The 16,071-nt window shown below is 65.4% G+C and carries 12 protein-coding genes; 10 read left to right on the top strand and 2 right to left on the bottom strand.

Annotated elements, in window-relative coordinates; all coding sequences use genetic code 11:
* Positions 1 to 39: 39 nt before the first annotated feature.
* Positions 40 to 1,167 (bottom strand): hypothetical protein, encoded by a 1,128-nt coding sequence (locus tag AC1ECK_RS12530; RefSeq protein ID WP_480319426.1) that lies wholly within the window; start codon positions 1,165 to 1,167, stop codon positions 40 to 42.
* 214 nt (positions 1,168 to 1,381) lie between these two features.
* Between AC1ECK_RS12530 and AC1ECK_RS12525 the strand changes: the two genes are divergently transcribed.
* The 10 genes from AC1ECK_RS12525 (at position 1,382) to AC1ECK_RS12480 (ending at position 14,893) form a co-directional block, all read left to right on the top strand.
* A complete protein-coding gene (locus tag AC1ECK_RS12525; protein ID WP_480319424.1) occupies positions 1,382 to 2,881 on the top strand; it encodes a S41 family peptidase in 1,500 nt (499 codons plus the stop codon).
* 224 nt (positions 2,882 to 3,105) lie between these two features.
* On the top strand, positions 3,106 to 3,852 hold the full coding sequence (locus AC1ECK_RS12520) for an SDR family NAD(P)-dependent oxidoreductase (protein WP_480319422.1): 747 nt from the start codon (positions 3,106 to 3,108) through the stop codon (positions 3,850 to 3,852).
* Between the two features lie 230 nt (positions 3,853 to 4,082).
* Positions 4,083 to 6,842 (top strand): UPF0182 family membrane protein, encoded by a 2,760-nt coding sequence (locus AC1ECK_RS12515; RefSeq protein ID WP_480319419.1) that lies wholly within the window; start codon positions 4,083 to 4,085, stop codon positions 6,840 to 6,842.
* A 129-nt stretch (positions 6,843 to 6,971) separates the two neighbouring features.
* Positions 6,972 to 7,301 carry a hypothetical protein gene (locus tag AC1ECK_RS12510; RefSeq protein ID WP_480319417.1) on the top strand — a complete coding sequence of 110 codons (330 nt, stop codon included), beginning with the start codon at positions 6,972 to 6,974 and terminating at the stop codon, positions 7,299 to 7,301.
* 205 nt (positions 7,302 to 7,506) lie between these two features.
* On the top strand, positions 7,507 to 8,952 hold the full coding sequence (locus AC1ECK_RS12505; RefSeq protein WP_480319415.1) for an NAD-dependent succinate-semialdehyde dehydrogenase: 1,446 nt from the start codon (positions 7,507 to 7,509) through the stop codon (positions 8,950 to 8,952).
* 546 nt (positions 8,953 to 9,498) lie between these two features.
* Positions 9,499 to 10,560, top strand: coding sequence for an extracellular solute-binding protein (locus AC1ECK_RS12500; protein WP_480319413.1), 1,062 nt, complete (start codon positions 9,499 to 9,501; stop codon positions 10,558 to 10,560).
* Entirely contained in the window at positions 10,557 to 12,377 is a 1,821-nt protein-coding gene (locus AC1ECK_RS12495) for a diguanylate cyclase domain-containing protein (RefSeq protein WP_480319410.1), read from the top strand. Before AC1ECK_RS12500 ends, AC1ECK_RS12495 begins: the two co-directional genes overlap by 4 nt.
* Positions 12,378 to 12,457: 80 nt before the next feature.
* Positions 12,458 to 12,910 carry a MarR family winged helix-turn-helix transcriptional regulator gene (locus AC1ECK_RS12490; RefSeq protein WP_480319408.1) on the top strand — a complete coding sequence of 151 codons (453 nt, stop codon included), beginning with the start codon at positions 12,458 to 12,460 and terminating at the stop codon, positions 12,908 to 12,910.
* A gap of 104 nt (positions 12,911 to 13,014) precedes the next feature.
* On the top strand, positions 13,015 to 13,575 hold the full coding sequence (locus tag AC1ECK_RS12485) for an isochorismatase family protein (RefSeq protein ID WP_480319406.1): 561 nt from the start codon (positions 13,015 to 13,017) through the stop codon (positions 13,573 to 13,575).
* 7 nt (positions 13,576 to 13,582) lie between these two features.
* Positions 13,583 to 14,893: an MFS transporter gene (locus tag AC1ECK_RS12480; RefSeq protein WP_480319404.1), complete on the top strand. Its 1,311-nt coding sequence runs from the start codon at positions 13,583 to 13,585 to the stop codon at positions 14,891 to 14,893.
* Positions 14,894 to 14,931: 38 nt separating this feature from the next.
* Here the strand turns inward: AC1ECK_RS12480 and AC1ECK_RS12475 are convergent, their stop codons facing one another.
* Positions 14,932 to 16,068 carry an acyltransferase family protein gene (locus AC1ECK_RS12475; RefSeq protein WP_480319402.1) on the bottom strand — a complete coding sequence of 379 codons (1,137 nt, stop codon included), beginning with the start codon at positions 16,066 to 16,068 and terminating at the stop codon, positions 14,932 to 14,934.
* Between the last annotated feature and the right edge of the window lie 3 nt (positions 16,069 to 16,071).

Here is a 16,071-nt window from a genome sequence, read left to right as displayed (position 1 = left end):
TCTCTAACGGATCACCTGCGGGATTACCCGCTCGATGAATTACTCGCTCGGGGCGTTGGTGGCCGGCGTCGGCGACGACGCGCGCAGCGTGTCGATATGCGTCAGCGTCGTCTGGCCGTCGTTGTGCGCAAACGTGAAGACCGGGAAGCTGCGGCCATGAAACTCCGGTCCCACTTTTGACAGCATCGTCTGAACCTCCGCCTTGCTGCCCTCCCATGTCCCCCCTGGCTTGTTGAACATCAGGCCGGCAACCGCGGTCGGCTCTATCCCGACGGTCTGGATCTCGCTGTTTTCAATGTTGGCGTGCTGGGCCTGCTTGTCTTTCAGCGTATTGAGCAGCGCGCCGACCTGGCGCCTGCTGTCTTCAGGCCGCAGGGCCTGGGTGCCGGCCGCGATGTTGCCCGACTGCTGGTCGTTCTCATGCACGCCCACCACGTGCTCACCTGCAAGATCCGGCATCGCGAGCACGGCAATGTGACGGGCAAACGGTCCGTTCGTGTCAGGGCCCATCTTGTAGTACTGCGGCTTGAGGTCCGCATGGGCCAGCGACCATTTGCGCAAGCCGCCATGACCGCCTGCGGCGGCCTGGCTGGACGCCTCCTCGACCGTGACGCCGCACTTGTCCAGCTCCTTGTGCGCGTGCTTCATCTGTAGCGTGCGGATCAACAGGCCGCTGTTCCTGAACGCGTGCTGGATGTCTTCCGGCGTCTTGTCGTGGCTGTGCGTGCCGGTGACCGGCGCCGTCATGGTCGCGCTGCTGACTGCCGAGGTGGAGCCGACCGCTTGCGTCTGGGCCGTTCTCGCGAGCCCGGACGGCCTGGTTGCGCTGCCCGACTGCGATGGTGGCGGGCGCGAAGACGAGGTCCGGAACGCCGAAGGACGAAACGCCGGGCCGGGAGGCGGCGGAGGTGGCGGGGGCGCTGCCGTAGGATGGCTGCCAGCCGTGCCCGACGTCGTCGAGAAGCTTGCCCGCGGGGAGCGCGACCCCGCGTCAGTGGCGCCTGAGGTCTGCCCCGGCGGCTGTTTCAGCGCATCGAGGCGCGCATCGTCGGCCGCTGGGCTGAATCCGCCCGAGGCCTCGTCCTTCGTCTGTTTGAGCGCGCCGGCATGCTCGCCTGCGTGGTCAAGGCTGCTAGTCGACGATGTCGCCGAAGATACCTTGTACATACGTTCTCCCATCCGGTCAGCCGCCATGATCCAGGCAACCGGCGCGGCCACCGAGGCCGCTTGCGCAGCGATGTGCAGCCCGCCGAAGCGGCCAGCTACGGCTCAACCGTCCGGCATCGAAAGCCGGCCCTTCCCCGCGCGGCCAGTCCCACGATTGCGCAACGCCTGTGCCTGCGCTAGTGTTGTAGGTCGTCATGCCCACCGGATCGTCATCATGCGCAATCTGCCCCGTTGCCTCGCCCTGAGCGTGACATGCAGCGCCATCGCGATGCTGAGCGCATCGGCGAGCGCCGCGCAGCCGCCTTCCGCGCCGCTGCCGCTCGACCAGCTACGGCTGTTTGCCGAAGTGTTCGGTCAGATCAAACAGGAATACGTCCAACCGGTCGACGACGCCACGCTGCTCACGGCGGCCATCAAAGGCATGGTGTCGAGCCTCGATCCGCACTCGGCCTATCTCGACAAAACCGACTTCAAGGATCTGCAGGAGCAGATCACCGGCCGCTTTGCCGGCATCGGCATCGAAAGCGGCACGGAAGACGGTCTCATCAAGGTGATTGCGCCAATCGACGACACGCCCGCGTTTCGCGCCGGCATTCGTCCGGGCGACCTCATCATGAGCATCGACAACAAGCCGGTGAGCGGCATGACGCCGGACCAGGCCTCTGCGTTGATGCGCGGCACGCCCGGCACCAAGGTGACGCTGACCCTTTACCGCAAGCGCGAAGACCGCACCTTTCCGCTCACCATTACGCGCGCCCTCATCAAGCTGCAGAGCGTGAAAACGGCTGCCCCGGCGCCGGGCTACGCTTACGTACGCATTACAAGCTTTCAGGAAGGCACGACCCCGGATCTGGCGGCGAAGCTGCGCGTCATCGCCCAGCAACAGCCGCAGTTGAAGGGGCTGATTCTCGACCTGCGCAACAACGGCGGCGGGCTGGTGGAAAGTGCGGTCGGCGTGGCGGGCGCGTTCTTGCCGCGCGATTCGGTGGTGGTGACGACCAATGGCCAGGTCGAATACTCGAAGCGCGCCTATCGCGACAACTACGCGTACTACAGACTCGCTTCGTTTACCAGCGATCCGCTGCTGAACGAACCGGCCATCTTCAAGACGGTGCCGATGATCGTGCTGACCAATGCGTACACGGCATCGGCCTCGGAGATCGTCGCGGGCGCCTTGCAGGATGCGCATCGCGCGCTGATTCTCGGCAAGACCACCTTCGGCAAGGGCTCGGTGCAGACCTCCATGCCGCTCAGCCCGGACACCGCGCTGCGCCTGACGACCGCTTATTACTACACGCCAAGCGGCCGCTCGATTCAGGACATCGGCATCCGTCCGGACGTGGCGGTCGACCAGTTCGCCGACGGCGATCCGGACGATGCGCTCGTGACGCGCGAAGCCGATTATCCGAATCACCTCGCGAATATCCAGGATCCGAACGAAAAGAAAGAACTGCAGGCGCGCGAGCAGGACCGTCAGGAACAATTGCGGCTGCTCGAGGAACAGAGCGACCGCGAGACGCCGGAACAGCGCCAGAAAGACCGCGACCGTGCGCCCGTGGAGTTCGGTTCGCGCGACGACTTCATGTTGCAGCAGGCGCTCAACAAGCTGCAGGGCAAGCCCGTGCAGCTATCCAGAGGGCTGCTCGAGCGCCGGCTTGCGCAAAGCGATGCGCCGGCGTCGTCGGTGGCGGCGGAGGAGCCGGCCGCGCACTGAGGATCGGGCGTTGCGGGTCGCACCGAGAGGCTGCTGGAGAACGGTGCTTGAAGCGCCGCTCTGGAGGCTTCGTCCATTGTTCGCCTCTCCCGTCAAATGAATTCGCCTTGACCCCAATGATCCACGGCGGCCGATGCACTAGAGTGGCTCCAGTCGCACCTCAATGCACCGCCGGGAACCCTCCCGCCCGTGCTCTGTCACTTGCCCCCTCAAAGGAAGCCATCATGTCCAAGCTCACCGGCAAAGTCGCCGTCGTCACCGGCGCATCGAAAGGTATCGGCGCCGCCATCGCCAAGGCTCTCGCGGCGCAAGGCGCGTCGGTCGTCGTCAACTACGCGTCGAGTCAGGCCGGCGCCGATGCGGTCGTCGCGGCGATCACGCAAGCCGGCGGCAAGGCGATCGCCGTGCGCGGCGACGTCTCCAAGGCGAGCGATGCGCAAGGCATTATCGACGCCGCCATCGAAACCTACGGCCGCCTCGATGTCCTCGTCAACAATTCGGGCGTCTACGAGTTTGCGCCGCTCGAAGCGATCACCGAAGCGCATTTCCACAAGCACTTCAATGTCAACGTGCTGGGCTTGCTGCTCACCACCCAGGCGGCCTCGAAGCATCTCGGCGAAGGCGCCAGCATCATCAACATCGGTTCGGTCGTCAGCCGCGTGACGCCGCCGGGCAGCACTGTCTACACGGCCACCAAGGGCGCCGTCGATGCGGTCACCGGCGTGCTCGCACGCGAACTCGGACCGCGCAAGATTCGCGTCAATTCGATCAACCCGGGCATGGTCGCAACCGAAGGCGCCACGGAAGCCGGCTTCATCGGTTCGGACATGGAGACGTGGCTGGTCACTCAAACGCCGCTCGGCCGTGTCGGTCAACCCGACGATATCGCCAAGGTCGCCGTGTTCCTCGCCTCGGACGATGCGGGCTGGGTCACCGGAGAGTCGCTGCTGGCCGGCGGCGGCTTGCGCTAACGGTTGAACGCCGGGGTGCCGGGTGCCGACCCGACACCCCGGCCCGCCGACGGCCGTCGTTGCGTCACTCGTTTCAATCGCCTCAATCCCGTCCATCGCCTCCCTGCCTCCTCCCTGCGACCGGCGCATCGTCGTGTTGCAGCATCGATTCAGACCCCGTCATACAATTGTTCATCTGGGCTGACCCAATCCGGGGCAGCTTCGAGTCGCGGCCCAACCACGGAGGGTCGATGCGTTCGCCAGTGAAATACCCCGCACGCTTCAGACGCACCGCCATCGCGTTAGTGGTGGTCGTCGTCGCCGTCCTGATCGTCGTCGGCCGGATCACCGGCATCGTGGTCGATGGGTTGTGGTTTGCATCGATCGGTTATGCGAACGTATTCTGGACTGTCATTTCCACCCAGGCGCTCCTGTTCGCCGCCGTGTGCGTCGTGTCGGCGGCGCTTATCGGCGCATCCGGATTCGTCGCGCACCGTTACGCAACGCGCCCCGGTAGCTGGCAAGTCGAAGCAGCCCAATCGTCCGGCCCGCCGGATCTCATCAACGCCCTGACGGAACAGTTCGCGCCGCGCATTCCCTGGCGCACCAGCATCGCCGCCGCCGCGCTCGTTTTGGGACTCGTGATCGCCGCGGGAGAAACCGCCAATTGGGACATGGTGCTGCGCTACCTGCATCAGGTGCCGTTCGGCCAGCGCGATCCCGTCTTCGGCAAGGACATTGGCTTCTATCTGTTCTCGCTGCCCGCCTTTCTCGCGCTCAAGAACTGGCTATGGCAAGTGCTCTTCTGCAGCACGATCCTCGCAGCCGTGGTCTATGGCATCCGCGGCGACCTCAGCTTCGAGCGCGTGCCGCGCGGACTCGCGCGCGCAGCCGCCGCGCATGGTTGCGCGCTGCTCGGCCTGTTCTTCTCCGTGAAGGCATGGTCGTACACACTCGAGCGCTTTTTGCTGCTGTACGGCGACAACGGTGTCGTGGTCGGCGCCGGTTATACGGACCTCCATGTCGAGCTGCCGATGCTGTGGTTGCTCGCCGGACTCGCCGCGGTTGCGGCGCTCGCGTCGTGGTTCAACATGCGCCGACCCGGCTACCGGATTCCAGCCGCCTCGGTGCTGCTCGTGTTCGGCGGCTCGGTGCTGTTGGCCGGCGTCTACCCTGCGCTGTTCCAGCGTCTCTATGTCAAACCGAGCGAGCTGCAACTGGAGACGCCCTATATCAGGGACAACATCGCGTTGACGCGGACCGCCTACGGTCTCGGGCAGATTGCGGTGAAACCGTTTCCGGCCGAGCAGGGCTTGAACCTCGCCTCGCTCGAAGCCAATCGCGCGACCGTCGACAACATCCGCCTGTGGGATGTGCAGCCGCTGATGGATACCTACGCGCAGTTGCAGGAGATCCGGACGTACTACAAATTCTTCTCCGTGGACATCGACCGCTACCGGCTCGACAGCGGTTACCGGCAGGTGATGCTGTCGGCGCGCGAGCTCGAATCTTCGATGCTGCCGCCGAACGCCCAGACCTGGGTGAACCTGCATCTCCTGTTCACCCACGGCAACGGGGTCGTCATGTCGCCGGTCACCGAAAAATCGACCGAAGGCTTGCCGTCCCTCTACCTGCAGGATATTCCGCCCGCTGCCAGCGGCGGCCCCGCGATTCGCGAGCCGCGTCTGTACTTCGGCGAAGGCGGCGACGGCTATGTCGTCGTCAAGGGCAACCTGCCCGAATTCGATTATCCGAAGGGCAAGGACAACGTCTACACCACCTACAGCGGGCGCGACGGCATCAGCATCGGCAGCGCCGCGCGCCGCAGCCTGTTCGCCTGGGAGTTCGACGACCCCAACATCCTGCTGACCGATTACATCACGGGCGGCAGCCGGATTCTGCTGCACCGTAACATTCAGGACCGGGTGCGCATGATCGCGCCATTTCTCACGCTCGATCACGACCCTTACCTGGTGGTGAGCAACGGGCGCCTGTTCTGGATGCAGGACGCCTATACGACGAGCCGCTGGTTCCCCTACGCCCAGGCGGGCGCCGACGACGGCGTCAACTACATCCGCAATGCGCTCAAGGTGGTGATCGACGCCTACAACGGCACGGTGGACTTCTATGTCAGCGATCCTGACGATCCGATCGTGCAGACGTACCGGCGCATTTTCCCGGGTCTGTTCAAACCGCTGGCGGCGATGCCCCAGGATCTGCAGCAGCATATCCGCTACCCCGAGGATCTGTTTCTGATCCAGGCGAAACTGTACCGGGCGTACCACATGGATGCGCCGGAAGTCTTCTACAACCGCGAAGACCTCTGGCAGTTTCCACGGGAACTGGTCGGCATCGACGGCGGCGGCAGTCCCGGCACCGCGATGGCGCCGTATTACACGATCATGCGGCTGCCGGGCGAGCCGCACGAAGAGTTCGTCCTGATGCTGCCGATGGTGCCGAGCCAGCGCGACAACATGATCGCGTGGCTGGCGGCGCGCTGCGACCCGCCCGAATACGGCAAGCTGATCGTCTATACCTTCCCCAAGGACAAGCTGGTTTACGGGCCGTTCCAGATCGAGGCGCGGATCCAGCAGAACACCGAGATTTCGCAGCAGATCTCGCTGTGGAACCAGATGGGTTCGCGGGTCATTCGCGGCCATCTGCTGGTTGTGCCGATCGAGAACTCGCTCCTTTACGTCTCGCCGTTGTATCTGCGCGCGGAGTCGGGCCAGTTGCCCGAGTTGAAGCGCGTGATCGCGGCGTATGGCGACCGGGTGGTGATGGACGAGACGCTGGGTGGCGCGCTGGCGGCGCTCTTCAAGGCGAGCACCCCGCTCGCCGCTGCGCCGGCGGGTGCGGCGGATGCGCGCGCCCGCGATGCACTGGCCCATTACCAGCGCGCCATCGAGCGGCTGAAGGCAGGCGACTGGAGCGGTTTCGGCGCGGAGCTCGATGCGCTGGGCCCCCTGCTCGAAGCGCTGGGCGGCGGCCGGACTCAGGGACAGAAGTAAGTCCGGCCTGCAGGCCTGCACGCCCGCGCGGCCCGCTTCTCGGTAAACTAGCGCCTTTCGTTTTGCGGTTCCGCGCCGGCCGAGGCCCTCGTGTACGGCGCGCCGCTCATCTGGCGACAGGATCGGGTCATGAAGCGAGTAGTCGTATCAGCAGCGCTGGCGGTTTGCCTCGCGCAACCCGCCGTACAGGCGGTTGCGCAGACAGTCAGCAATCAATGTTTTGCGCTTGGCGATATTGCAGGCCAGGTGGCCTCGTGGCGCCTGCACAAGAAGACCAAAGCGCAAGCGCTGACCCAGGCGGCGACCTACTACAAGGACGATTCCGACCGGCAGGAGGTCGACGCGATCATCGAGCGCATTTATAGCCACGAGGGCCAGGCGCTGACGCCCGACCAGGCCAGCATGATCGTCACCGCGGACTGCGCCAACCGGCACAAGGGCGCCGCGTCCGCACCCTAGAGCCTGTGCACGCTAATAACGGGCTTGCGCTGGCCCTGGGCGGCATGCCCGGCCGGCCCCCCTGCCACACCTGCGCCATGCCCGCGCGGGCAACCGCGCCGCCTGTGAGAGCGGCCACAATCGGCTAAGATGCCCGTATCCGCAGCACACACCGGCCGCCCGCAGTTGTCGCGGCCGCTCGCCCCAACCGCCAGAGGAACCCAGCATGGCCACTTCGAGCTATACCGATACCCGTCTCCTGATCAATAACGAGTGGTGCGACGCCGCCAGCGGCAAGACCATCGAAGTCCTCAATCCGGCTACCGGCAAGCCGATCGGCAAGGTCGCGCACGCCGGCATCGCCGATCTGGACCGGGCGCTCGCCGCCGCCCAGAAAGGCTTCGCAGCCTGGCGCAAGATTCCGGCCGCCGAGCGCGCCACCACCATGCGCCGTGCCGCCGCGCTGGTGCGCGAACGCGCCTCGGACATCGCCCGCCTGATGACCCAGGAGCAAGGCAAGCCGTTCGCCGAAGCGCGCATCGAAATGCTGTCGGCCGCCGACATCATCGAATGGTTCGCCGACGAAGGCCGCCGCGTCTACGGCCGGGTCGTGCCGTCGCGCAATCTGGCCGCGCAGCAACTGGTGCTGAAAGAGCCGATCGGTCCAGTCGCCGCCTTCACGCCGTGGAATTTCCCGGTCAACCAGGTGGTGCGCAAGCTGAGCGCCGCCCTCGCGAGCGGCTGCTCGTTCCTCGTCAAGGCGCCGGAAGAAACCCCGGCCTCGCCCGCCGCGCTGCTGCAGGCGTTCGTCGAGGCTGGCGTGCCGGCCGGCACGGTGGGCCTCGTGTTCGGCGATCCGGCCGAAATTTCCGGCTACCTGATTCCGCACCCGGTGATCCGCAAGGTCACCTTCACCGGTTCGACGCCGGTCGGCAAGCAACTCGCCGCGCTGGCCGGCAGCCACATGAAGCGCGCCACCATGGAGCTGGGCGGTCACGCACCGGTCATCGTCGCGGCGGATGCGGACGTCGAGCTGGCCGTCAAGGCGGCCGGCGGCGCCAAGTTCCGCAATGCGGGCCAGGTCTGCATTTCGCCGACGCGCTTTCTCGTGCACAACAGCATCCGCGAAGAATTCTCGCAGGCGCTCGTCAAGCACGCCGAGAGCCTCAAGCTCGGTGACGGCCTCGCCGAAGGCACCACGCTCGGACCGCTCGCCAATGCGCGGCGTCTGACGGCCATGGCCAAGGTGCTCGACGACGCGCGCGCCACCGGCGCGACGGTCGCGACCGGCGGCGAGCGGGTCGGCACCGAGGGCAACTTCTTTGCGCCGACGGTGCTGACCAACGTGTCGCTCGAAGCCGATGTGTTCAACAACGAACCGTTCGGCCCGGTCGCCGCGATTCGTGGCTTCGATTCGCTCGAAGACGCGATTGCCGAAGCCAATCGTCTGCCGTACGGCCTGGCCGGCTATGCCTTCACGAAGTCGTTCGCCAACGTGCATCTGCTGTCGCAGCACCTCGAAGTCGGCATGCTGTGGATCAACCAGCCGGCTACGCCGACGCCGGAAATGCCGTTTGGCGGCGTCAAGGATTCGGGCTATGGCTCCGAAGGCGGTCCGGAAGCGATGGAAGCCTATCTGGTGACCAAGTCCGTGACGGTCATGTCGTCCTGAGCGAGATCACGGATGCACGCGCGGCGTGAAACGCCGCGAAGCCGGGCGGCCCCATAAGGGGCCGCTTTTTTTTGCTTGCGGCGTGCGTGAAACGTCAAGCGCTGGGACGGGCCCGCTTCGTTCATCTTCGTTCGTTATTTTTTAGAGAGATTCGTCCACCCGCCACGGCTCAAGATATTCGTCACCACAGCCGTTATGCAATTGAGAGGCACGCTCGGATTTTTTTGCGAAATGTCATCTGGCCGGATGCAGATCGCGGCAATACCGAACGTGCGCACCAACCTTCGCAAACCGCGAACAGCCGATCGACCCGCGCCGGCAAGCCGGTCCGCTCAGCCTCGTGCGGCACGGCGCTGGGGGACGCGACGCCCTGGACATGCAATTGCTCGAATTCGGGTGCATGATGCTGGGCGGGATCGATCCCGTGTACACGCTTGCAAAAGGACCAAGGACATGCGCTGGGGCCTCCCGCTCCTCTGGCAACCAACGCCGGATCCCGCCAGGACGCCGGCACATTCGCCATGCCGTATCCATTGCGCATATGGTGTGCGGGGACTGCGGCGGCTCGGCTTGCTTGCGTGCGTCTCGCTGTTTCCGGCGCTGTTGTCGATCTTGCCGGCCGCGCCTGCTGTGGCCGGTGACAGCGTCCTACGCGTACTGGCCTGGCCAGGCTATGCCGATAGTGACGTGGTGAAAGCCTTCGAGGCGCGCTTTCACGCCACGGTGGAAGTGACGATGGTCGATTCCGACGAGGCGCTGTGGGACAAGATGCATGCGGGCGCCGCTCCGCAGTTCGACGTGCTCGCCGCCAACACGGCCGAAATCCAGCGCTACCGGCACGAGCACATGCTGGCGCCGCTCGACCTCACGCAGTTGCCCAACACGCGGCGCCAATTGCCGCGCTTTCAGGCGCGCGCCTCGATCGACGGTCTCACCGGAGACGGCAAGGTCTACGCGATTCCGTTCACCTATTCGTCAATGGGGCTGATCTACGATCGCAAGCAGATCGCGGTGGCGCCGCGTTCGATGGCGGAGTTATGGAATCCGCGCTATCGCGGCAAGGTGCTCGACTTCAACAGCGCGCAGCATAATTTCTCGTTCGCGGCGCTCGCGCTCGGCTATCCCGATCCGTTTCAGCTAAGCCCTGCGCAAACCCGGGAGATCGCCCTCAAGCTGATCGATCTGCGGCGCAATCTGCTCACCTATTACAACCTCCCCGAAGAGGGCACGGCGTTCTTTATCCATCACAAGGTCGCGCTGATGTTCGGCAACTACGGCACCCAGCAACTGGCCCAGTTGCGCCGGGCCGGCGCGGATGTGGGCTATGTGATTCCCGACGAAGGCGCGCTCGCCTGGCTCGACTGCTGGGCCATGACGAGCACGGCCGCCAATCGTGCTCTCGCGCTTGCATGGATCAACTACATGCTCGAGCCGGACGTCAGCGCACTGCTGACGCAGCGCCAGGGCCTCGCCAATACGCTGAGCGCAACGCCTGAGAGCAACGCCGACGCACACCTGATCTGGATCCGCCCCGTCGACAACATCCAGCGGCGCGAAGCGCTCTGGAGCAAGATCGTCTCGGGAGACCGGCCGGAGACCTTCAAATGATGCGTCCGGGCCTGACCTTCAAGCTTTCGATCCTGCTCGCCTGCATCGGCGTCGTCGCCTCCGGCGCGACCGGCTACTACGCGTACCGCGCCAACCGCACGATGCTCGTGAGCGAAGCCGAGCAGAACCTGTTGACCTCGACCGAACTGCTGGGCCAGCGCATTTCGTCGGCGATCGACGACGTGGCCGCTGACGCGCAGGTGCTCGCCGCCTTGCCGTCGGCCGCGCGGGTCGCGCAATTCGACGACGGCTCCGGCGTCGATCCCGCACGCGAGCGGCTGGCGAACGTGTTCGCCAGCTTCATGGAGAATCACCCCGAGTACCTGCAGATCCGCCTGATCGCGCGCCAGCACTACGGGCTGGAACTGATCCGCTTCGACCGCGACGGGCAAAGTGCGGTGCGGGTCGAGGCAAACCGGCTGCAGGAAAAGAGCCAGTTTGCCTATGTGTTCGACACGCTCACGCTGCCGCGGCGCGGCATCTATATTGCGCCGATCTCGGTCAACCACGAGCACGGCGCGCATTCGGCCGAGGGCAAACCCACGCTGCGCCTCGCTACGCCGGTGGTAGCGGCCGACGGCAGCGTGGTCGGCGTGGTGGTGGTCGACACCGATCTGGCGAGCCTGCTCAGGCTGTTGCAGGTCGATCTGCCGCGCGACTACCAAGTGTATCTCGCCAACGAGTGGGGCGATTTCCTGATTCATCCGGATGCTGCGCAGACCTTCGGTTTCGACCGCGGCCGGCGCATTTTCATGCAGGACAGTTTTCCGGCAACCAAGCCATTGTTCGAGCAGTCGAAGAGCGATGTGCTGATGAACGGCCTGGTGCGCCCACAGCAGGCGGCCGGCCACGTGCTCGCCTTCATCCGCAGGCCGTTCGGCGTGGCCGACGGCAACCGCTTCATCGTGCTCGGACTCGCCAAGCCGCTCTCCGACGTGCTGGCCGACGCGAACCTGCTCGGCGACCGGATTATCCGCATGGTGCTGATATCGAGCGTCTTCGCCTTCCTGCTCGCCATTCTGTTTGCACGCGCACTCACTCAACCGCTGCAGATCCTGGCGCATGCCGCCACCCATTTCTTCGCAGACCATACGATGGGCGCGCTGCCGCTCAAGCGCACCGACGAGATCGGCGTGCTGGCGCGCTGCTTCGACCGGATGCGCCGCGAGATCCGCTCGCAGCTCGATGTCCTGCATAGCAAGCAGCACGAGCTCGTGCATCTCGCCAGTCACGATACGCTGACCGGGCTGCCCAACCGGATGCTGTTCGCCCAGAAGCTGGAGACGGCGATTCGCGAGGCCGCCGCGAGCGGCGAACGGCTCGCCGTCCTGTTCGTCGACCTCGACCGCTTCAAGCAGATCAACGATCAGTTCGGCCACACGGTCGGCGACCGGGTGCTCGCCGCCGTCGCGCGGCGCCTGCAGGCGGTCCTCTCGGAACGCGATATGGTCGCGCGGCTCGGCGGCGACGAGTTCATCGTGCTGATCCGCGGCACCTCCTCGACCGATGCGGCGCCGGGCATCGCCGCCGGCATCATCGATTCGTTGAACGAGATCCTGCTGATCGACGGGCAGCCGATGGTGGTCGGCGCGAGCATCGGCATCAGTCAGTACCCCGCCGACGGCACCTCGGCCGAGATGCTGCTGCTCCACGCCGATGCCGCGATGTACGCCGCCAAATCGGGCGAGCACGCTTCGTGGCTGCGCTACCAGGATCTGCTCGAAGCGCGGCGGCGCGAGGCGTCCGGCAAGACCGCGGACGAGCCGGACGACCACGGGATTGCGCCGGGCTCGGATAACCTGGATGCCGTGTTGTAAGGCAAGCCACGCAGGCTTCAGCTTGACGTCCGACCTATTGTGAAGGTAACCTTATCAGGTTGCCTTCATATCTCCCGGACATGAACGAATCCCCCTCCGATCCCGAAGCCCTTCGCGCATTGGCGCTGGCCGGGGAGTTGCGCGTCGTCATCGGCCAATTGAAGCGGCGCCTGCGCGAACAGGCGCATCTCGGCGACCTGAGCTGGTCGCAGATCCGTGTGCTGTTGCGCCTGGAAAGCGAGGGGCCCGCCACCGTCACCGCGCTCGCCCGGGCCGAAGGCATGCGTCCGCAATCGATGGGCGAAACGGTTTCCGCCCTGAAGGCGGCCGGCCTGGTCAGCGGCGCGCCCGATCCGGCCGACGGCCGGCAAACCGTGCTGTCGCTCACCCCAGCCTGTGTCGAAGCCATCAAGACCGGCCGCGCCGCACGCGAAGACTGGCTGTTCCGCGCCATTCGCACGAAGCTCGCGGCGGCGGAACAGGCGCAACTGGCAAGCGCCGTCGAACTGCTCAAACGCCTCGTCGAAGCATGACCCGTGCTGCCGCGCGCCGTGCGCGGCAGCCGCCATTCGAACCCTGTCCGCGGCTTGCGCCACGTCGGCGCCACCGCTGTCCTCACCCCACGAAGGAGCATCTCATGGCAGTCACCACACTCGATCCGAACACCGCGCTCATCGTCATCGATCTGCAGAACGGCATTCTCGCGCTGCCCACCGCGCACCCCACCGGCGAAGTCGTCAGGAACAGCCGCGTGCTGCTCGACGCATTCCGTGCGCAGCACCTGCCGGTCGTGCTGGTGAACGTCGCCGGCGGCGCACCGGGACGCACGGAGCAGGCGCGCAGCGGTGCACTGCCGGCCGGCTGGAGCGATCTCGTGCCCGAACTGAACCAGCAGCCGCAAGACCATCTGGTGACCAAGCGCACCTGGGGCGCCTTCACGGGCACGGATCTCGAGCAGTATCTGAAGGGGCGCGGCGTCACCCAGGTGGTGATCGTCGGCGTGGCCACCAGCATCGGCGTCGAATCGACCGCGCGCCAGGCGTTCGAACTGGGCTTTAACGTCACGCTCGCCGTCGACGCGATGACCGACCTGAACCCCGACACGCACCACAACTCGATCACGCGGATTTTCCCGCGTCTTGGCGAGAGCGGCACCACCCAGGAGATCGTCGCCCTGCTCGGGCAGACCCACGCATGAGCGTCAAGTGAAAGGCACCTTCCGCTCGCTGAGCGGCTTCAACTACCGGGTCTGGGCCAGCGGTGCACTCGTCTCCAACGTGGGGACCTGGATGCAGCGTACCGCCCAGGACTGGCTCGTGCTCACCGAGCTGACGCACCGGAATGCGACCGCGGTCGGCATCGTGATGGCGCTGCAATTCGGCCCCATGCTGCTCCTGCTGCCGCTGACCGGCTTCGCCGCCGACCATCTCGACCGGCGCAAGATGCTGTTCGTGACCCAGGGGGCGATGGGCGCCCTCGCCTTCGGGCTCGGTCTGCTCACGCTTACCGGGCTCGTGCAGTTGTGGCAGGTGTACCTGTTTGCGTTCCTGCTTGGCAGCGTCAGCGCGTTCGACGCACCCGCGCGTCAGACCTTCGTCGCGGAACTGGTCGGCGAAGAGGACCTGTCGAATGCGGTGGCGCTGAATTCCACTTCGTTCAACGCCGGCCGGATGATCGGCCCGGCGGTAGCCGGCGTGCTGATCGCCTCGGTCGGCACCGGCTGGGTGTTCCTGCTCAACGCGCTCTCGTTCGCCGCGGTGCTGGGGTCGCTGGGGATGCTGCGTGTCCACGAACTGCACCACAAGCCCAAGGCGCAGCGCACCCGCGGCGGTTTCGTGGACGGCTTCCGCTATGTCGCGAAACGGCCCGATCTGATGGCGCTGCTGCTGATGCTGTTTTTGATCGGCACGTTCGGCCTCAACTTCCCGATCTTCATCTCGACCATGTCGGTCACGGCATTTCATGCGGGCGCGAGTCAATACGGACTACTGAGCTCGACGATGGCGATCGGCTCCGTGACCGGCGCCCTGCTCGCCGCGCGGCGTGCGCGGCCCCGGCTAGCGCTGCTGCTGGTGAGCGCAGCACTGTTCGGCTGCGGCTGCACCCTGGCCGCCTGCATGCCAAACTACGCCCTGTTCGGCGTCACGCTGGTGGTGATCGGCATCTGCACCCAGACCTTCACCACCTCGACCAACAGTCTCGTGCAACTGTCCACCGAGCCTGCCATGCGCGGCCGGGTAGTGGCGATCCTGCTCGCTATCGCGCTGGGCGGCACGCCGCTCGGAGCGCCGATCGTCGGCTGGGTGGCGGATCATTTCGGCCCGCGCTGGGCGCTCGGCGTGGGCGCCGCCTCGGGCTTCGCCGCCGCGCTCGTCGGACTTCGTTATCTCAGGAAATACCGCAACTTGCGGGTGTGGTTCGATGGCGGGCGCATTCGTGCGAGCGTGGACGGCGTCGAAGCCGCGAGCGCCGTTTCGTCACCCGCTCAGGTCGAAGCGGCGCAGAAGGCGCCTTAATCACCCACTCCACCCGCACCACCCGCTCTGCAGCAACCCTATCCCTTGTACAACCCCGCGCCGCGCGCCGCCGGATTCACGACGCGCAGCGTCCACTGCGCCTTGCGCCGCAGAAGCGGCGCTTCGATATAGCGCCACGACAGTTTCGCCAGCACCAGTGCAAACAGGAACGACGTCGCGATGCCTCCGAGACGAACCCACGATGGCTCCCCCGCGCCATGAAACAGCGCCTGCACGCGATTGAGCCGCGCAGGATTCGGCACGAAGTTGTGATACAGATAAAAGCCATAGCTGATGCGGCCGAGCGAAACCAGCCATTGCGTTTCCAGCAGGCCCACGAGTGTCGTGCTGCGGCTGCACGCGATCGAACACACGAGCGCCGCGACGCAGATGCCGTAGAGCGTGCAGATCAGCGTATAGACGGCGGGACTGGTTGCCGCCATCATCCAGTGAGGCTCGCTGGCGCACAGCGCGCCCACGACGAACAGAAGCACGGCGAAGCTCGACGGCCGGGCGAGCCACGCACGCAGCAGCGAGCCTTCCGCGTTCAGCCATGCCCCACCGATTCCACCGAGCGCAAGCAGCCAGAAATTGGTCAACGGGTGCGTGTAGATGACGATCTCCGGCGTGCCTGCCATGCGCATCCACCACATCGACGCCACACCGATGACGAACACCGTGTAGCAGATCGGCAGATGCCAGCGCAGCGGCGCAAGCAACAGCAGCGGCGCGAAGAACAGATAGAACTGCTCCTCGATAGAGAGGCTCCATAGATGCGAATACGGGCCGGGCCAGTAGCGCAATACTTCGCCGATCCAGATATTCGACAGGTAAGTGAAATGAAATAGCAAGCCGCTCTTGAGCTGCGGGCTGACATAGCCGAACAGCATCAGGACCGCCAGCACGCTCAGCAGCAGGTAGTAGATCGGAAAGATGCGCAGCGTGCGCCGAAACAGAAAGCGTTTGAGTTCGGCAAAAAAATCGCTGACACCCGTCTCGATCGTCCGGCGTTGCGCCGTCAGGATGCCGGTGATCAGAAAGCCGCTCAGCGCGAAAAAAATCCATACGCCGAGATGGCCGGTCTCATCGCTGCTGGCGAGCAGGCGATGCTGCAAAAACACCATCAGCACGGCGATGGCGCGTAGTCCGTCGAAACCGCGAATCCTGTTGTCCATGAA

The organism is Paraburkholderia sp. SSBN10T, assembly GCF_056619545.1.
Note: the sequence above shows the minus strand (reverse complement) of the source record. Positions and strands in the feature narration are given on the sequence as shown.

Bases quoted from the DNA above. Each gene is read 5' to 3' on its own strand.
- AC1ECK_RS12530 (WP_480319426.1), bottom strand. From the start codon at position 1,167: ATGTACAAGGTATCTTCGGCGACATCGTCGACTAGCAGCCTTGACCAC.
- AC1ECK_RS12525 (WP_480319424.1), top strand. From the start codon at position 1,382: ATGCGCAATCTGCCCCGTTGCCTCGCCCTGAGCGTGACATGCAGCGCC.
- AC1ECK_RS12520 (WP_480319422.1), top strand. From the start codon at position 3,106: ATGTCCAAGCTCACCGGCAAAGTCGCCGTCGTCACCGGCGCATCGAAA.
- AC1ECK_RS12515 (WP_480319419.1), top strand. From the start codon at position 4,083: ATGCGTTCGCCAGTGAAATACCCCGCACGCTTCAGACGCACCGCCATC.
- AC1ECK_RS12510 (WP_480319417.1), top strand. From the start codon at position 6,972: ATGAAGCGAGTAGTCGTATCAGCAGCGCTGGCGGTTTGCCTCGCGCAA.
- AC1ECK_RS12505 (WP_480319415.1), top strand. From the start codon at position 7,507: ATGGCCACTTCGAGCTATACCGATACCCGTCTCCTGATCAATAACGAG.
- AC1ECK_RS12495 (WP_480319410.1), top strand. From the start codon at position 10,557: ATGATGCGTCCGGGCCTGACCTTCAAGCTTTCGATCCTGCTCGCCTGC.
- AC1ECK_RS12490 (WP_480319408.1), top strand. From the start codon at position 12,458: ATGAACGAATCCCCCTCCGATCCCGAAGCCCTTCGCGCATTGGCGCTG.
- AC1ECK_RS12485 (WP_480319406.1), top strand. From the start codon at position 13,015: ATGGCAGTCACCACACTCGATCCGAACACCGCGCTCATCGTCATCGAT.
- AC1ECK_RS12475 (WP_480319402.1), bottom strand. From the start codon at position 16,068: ATGGACAACAGGATTCGCGGTTTCGACGGACTACGCGCCATCGCCGTG.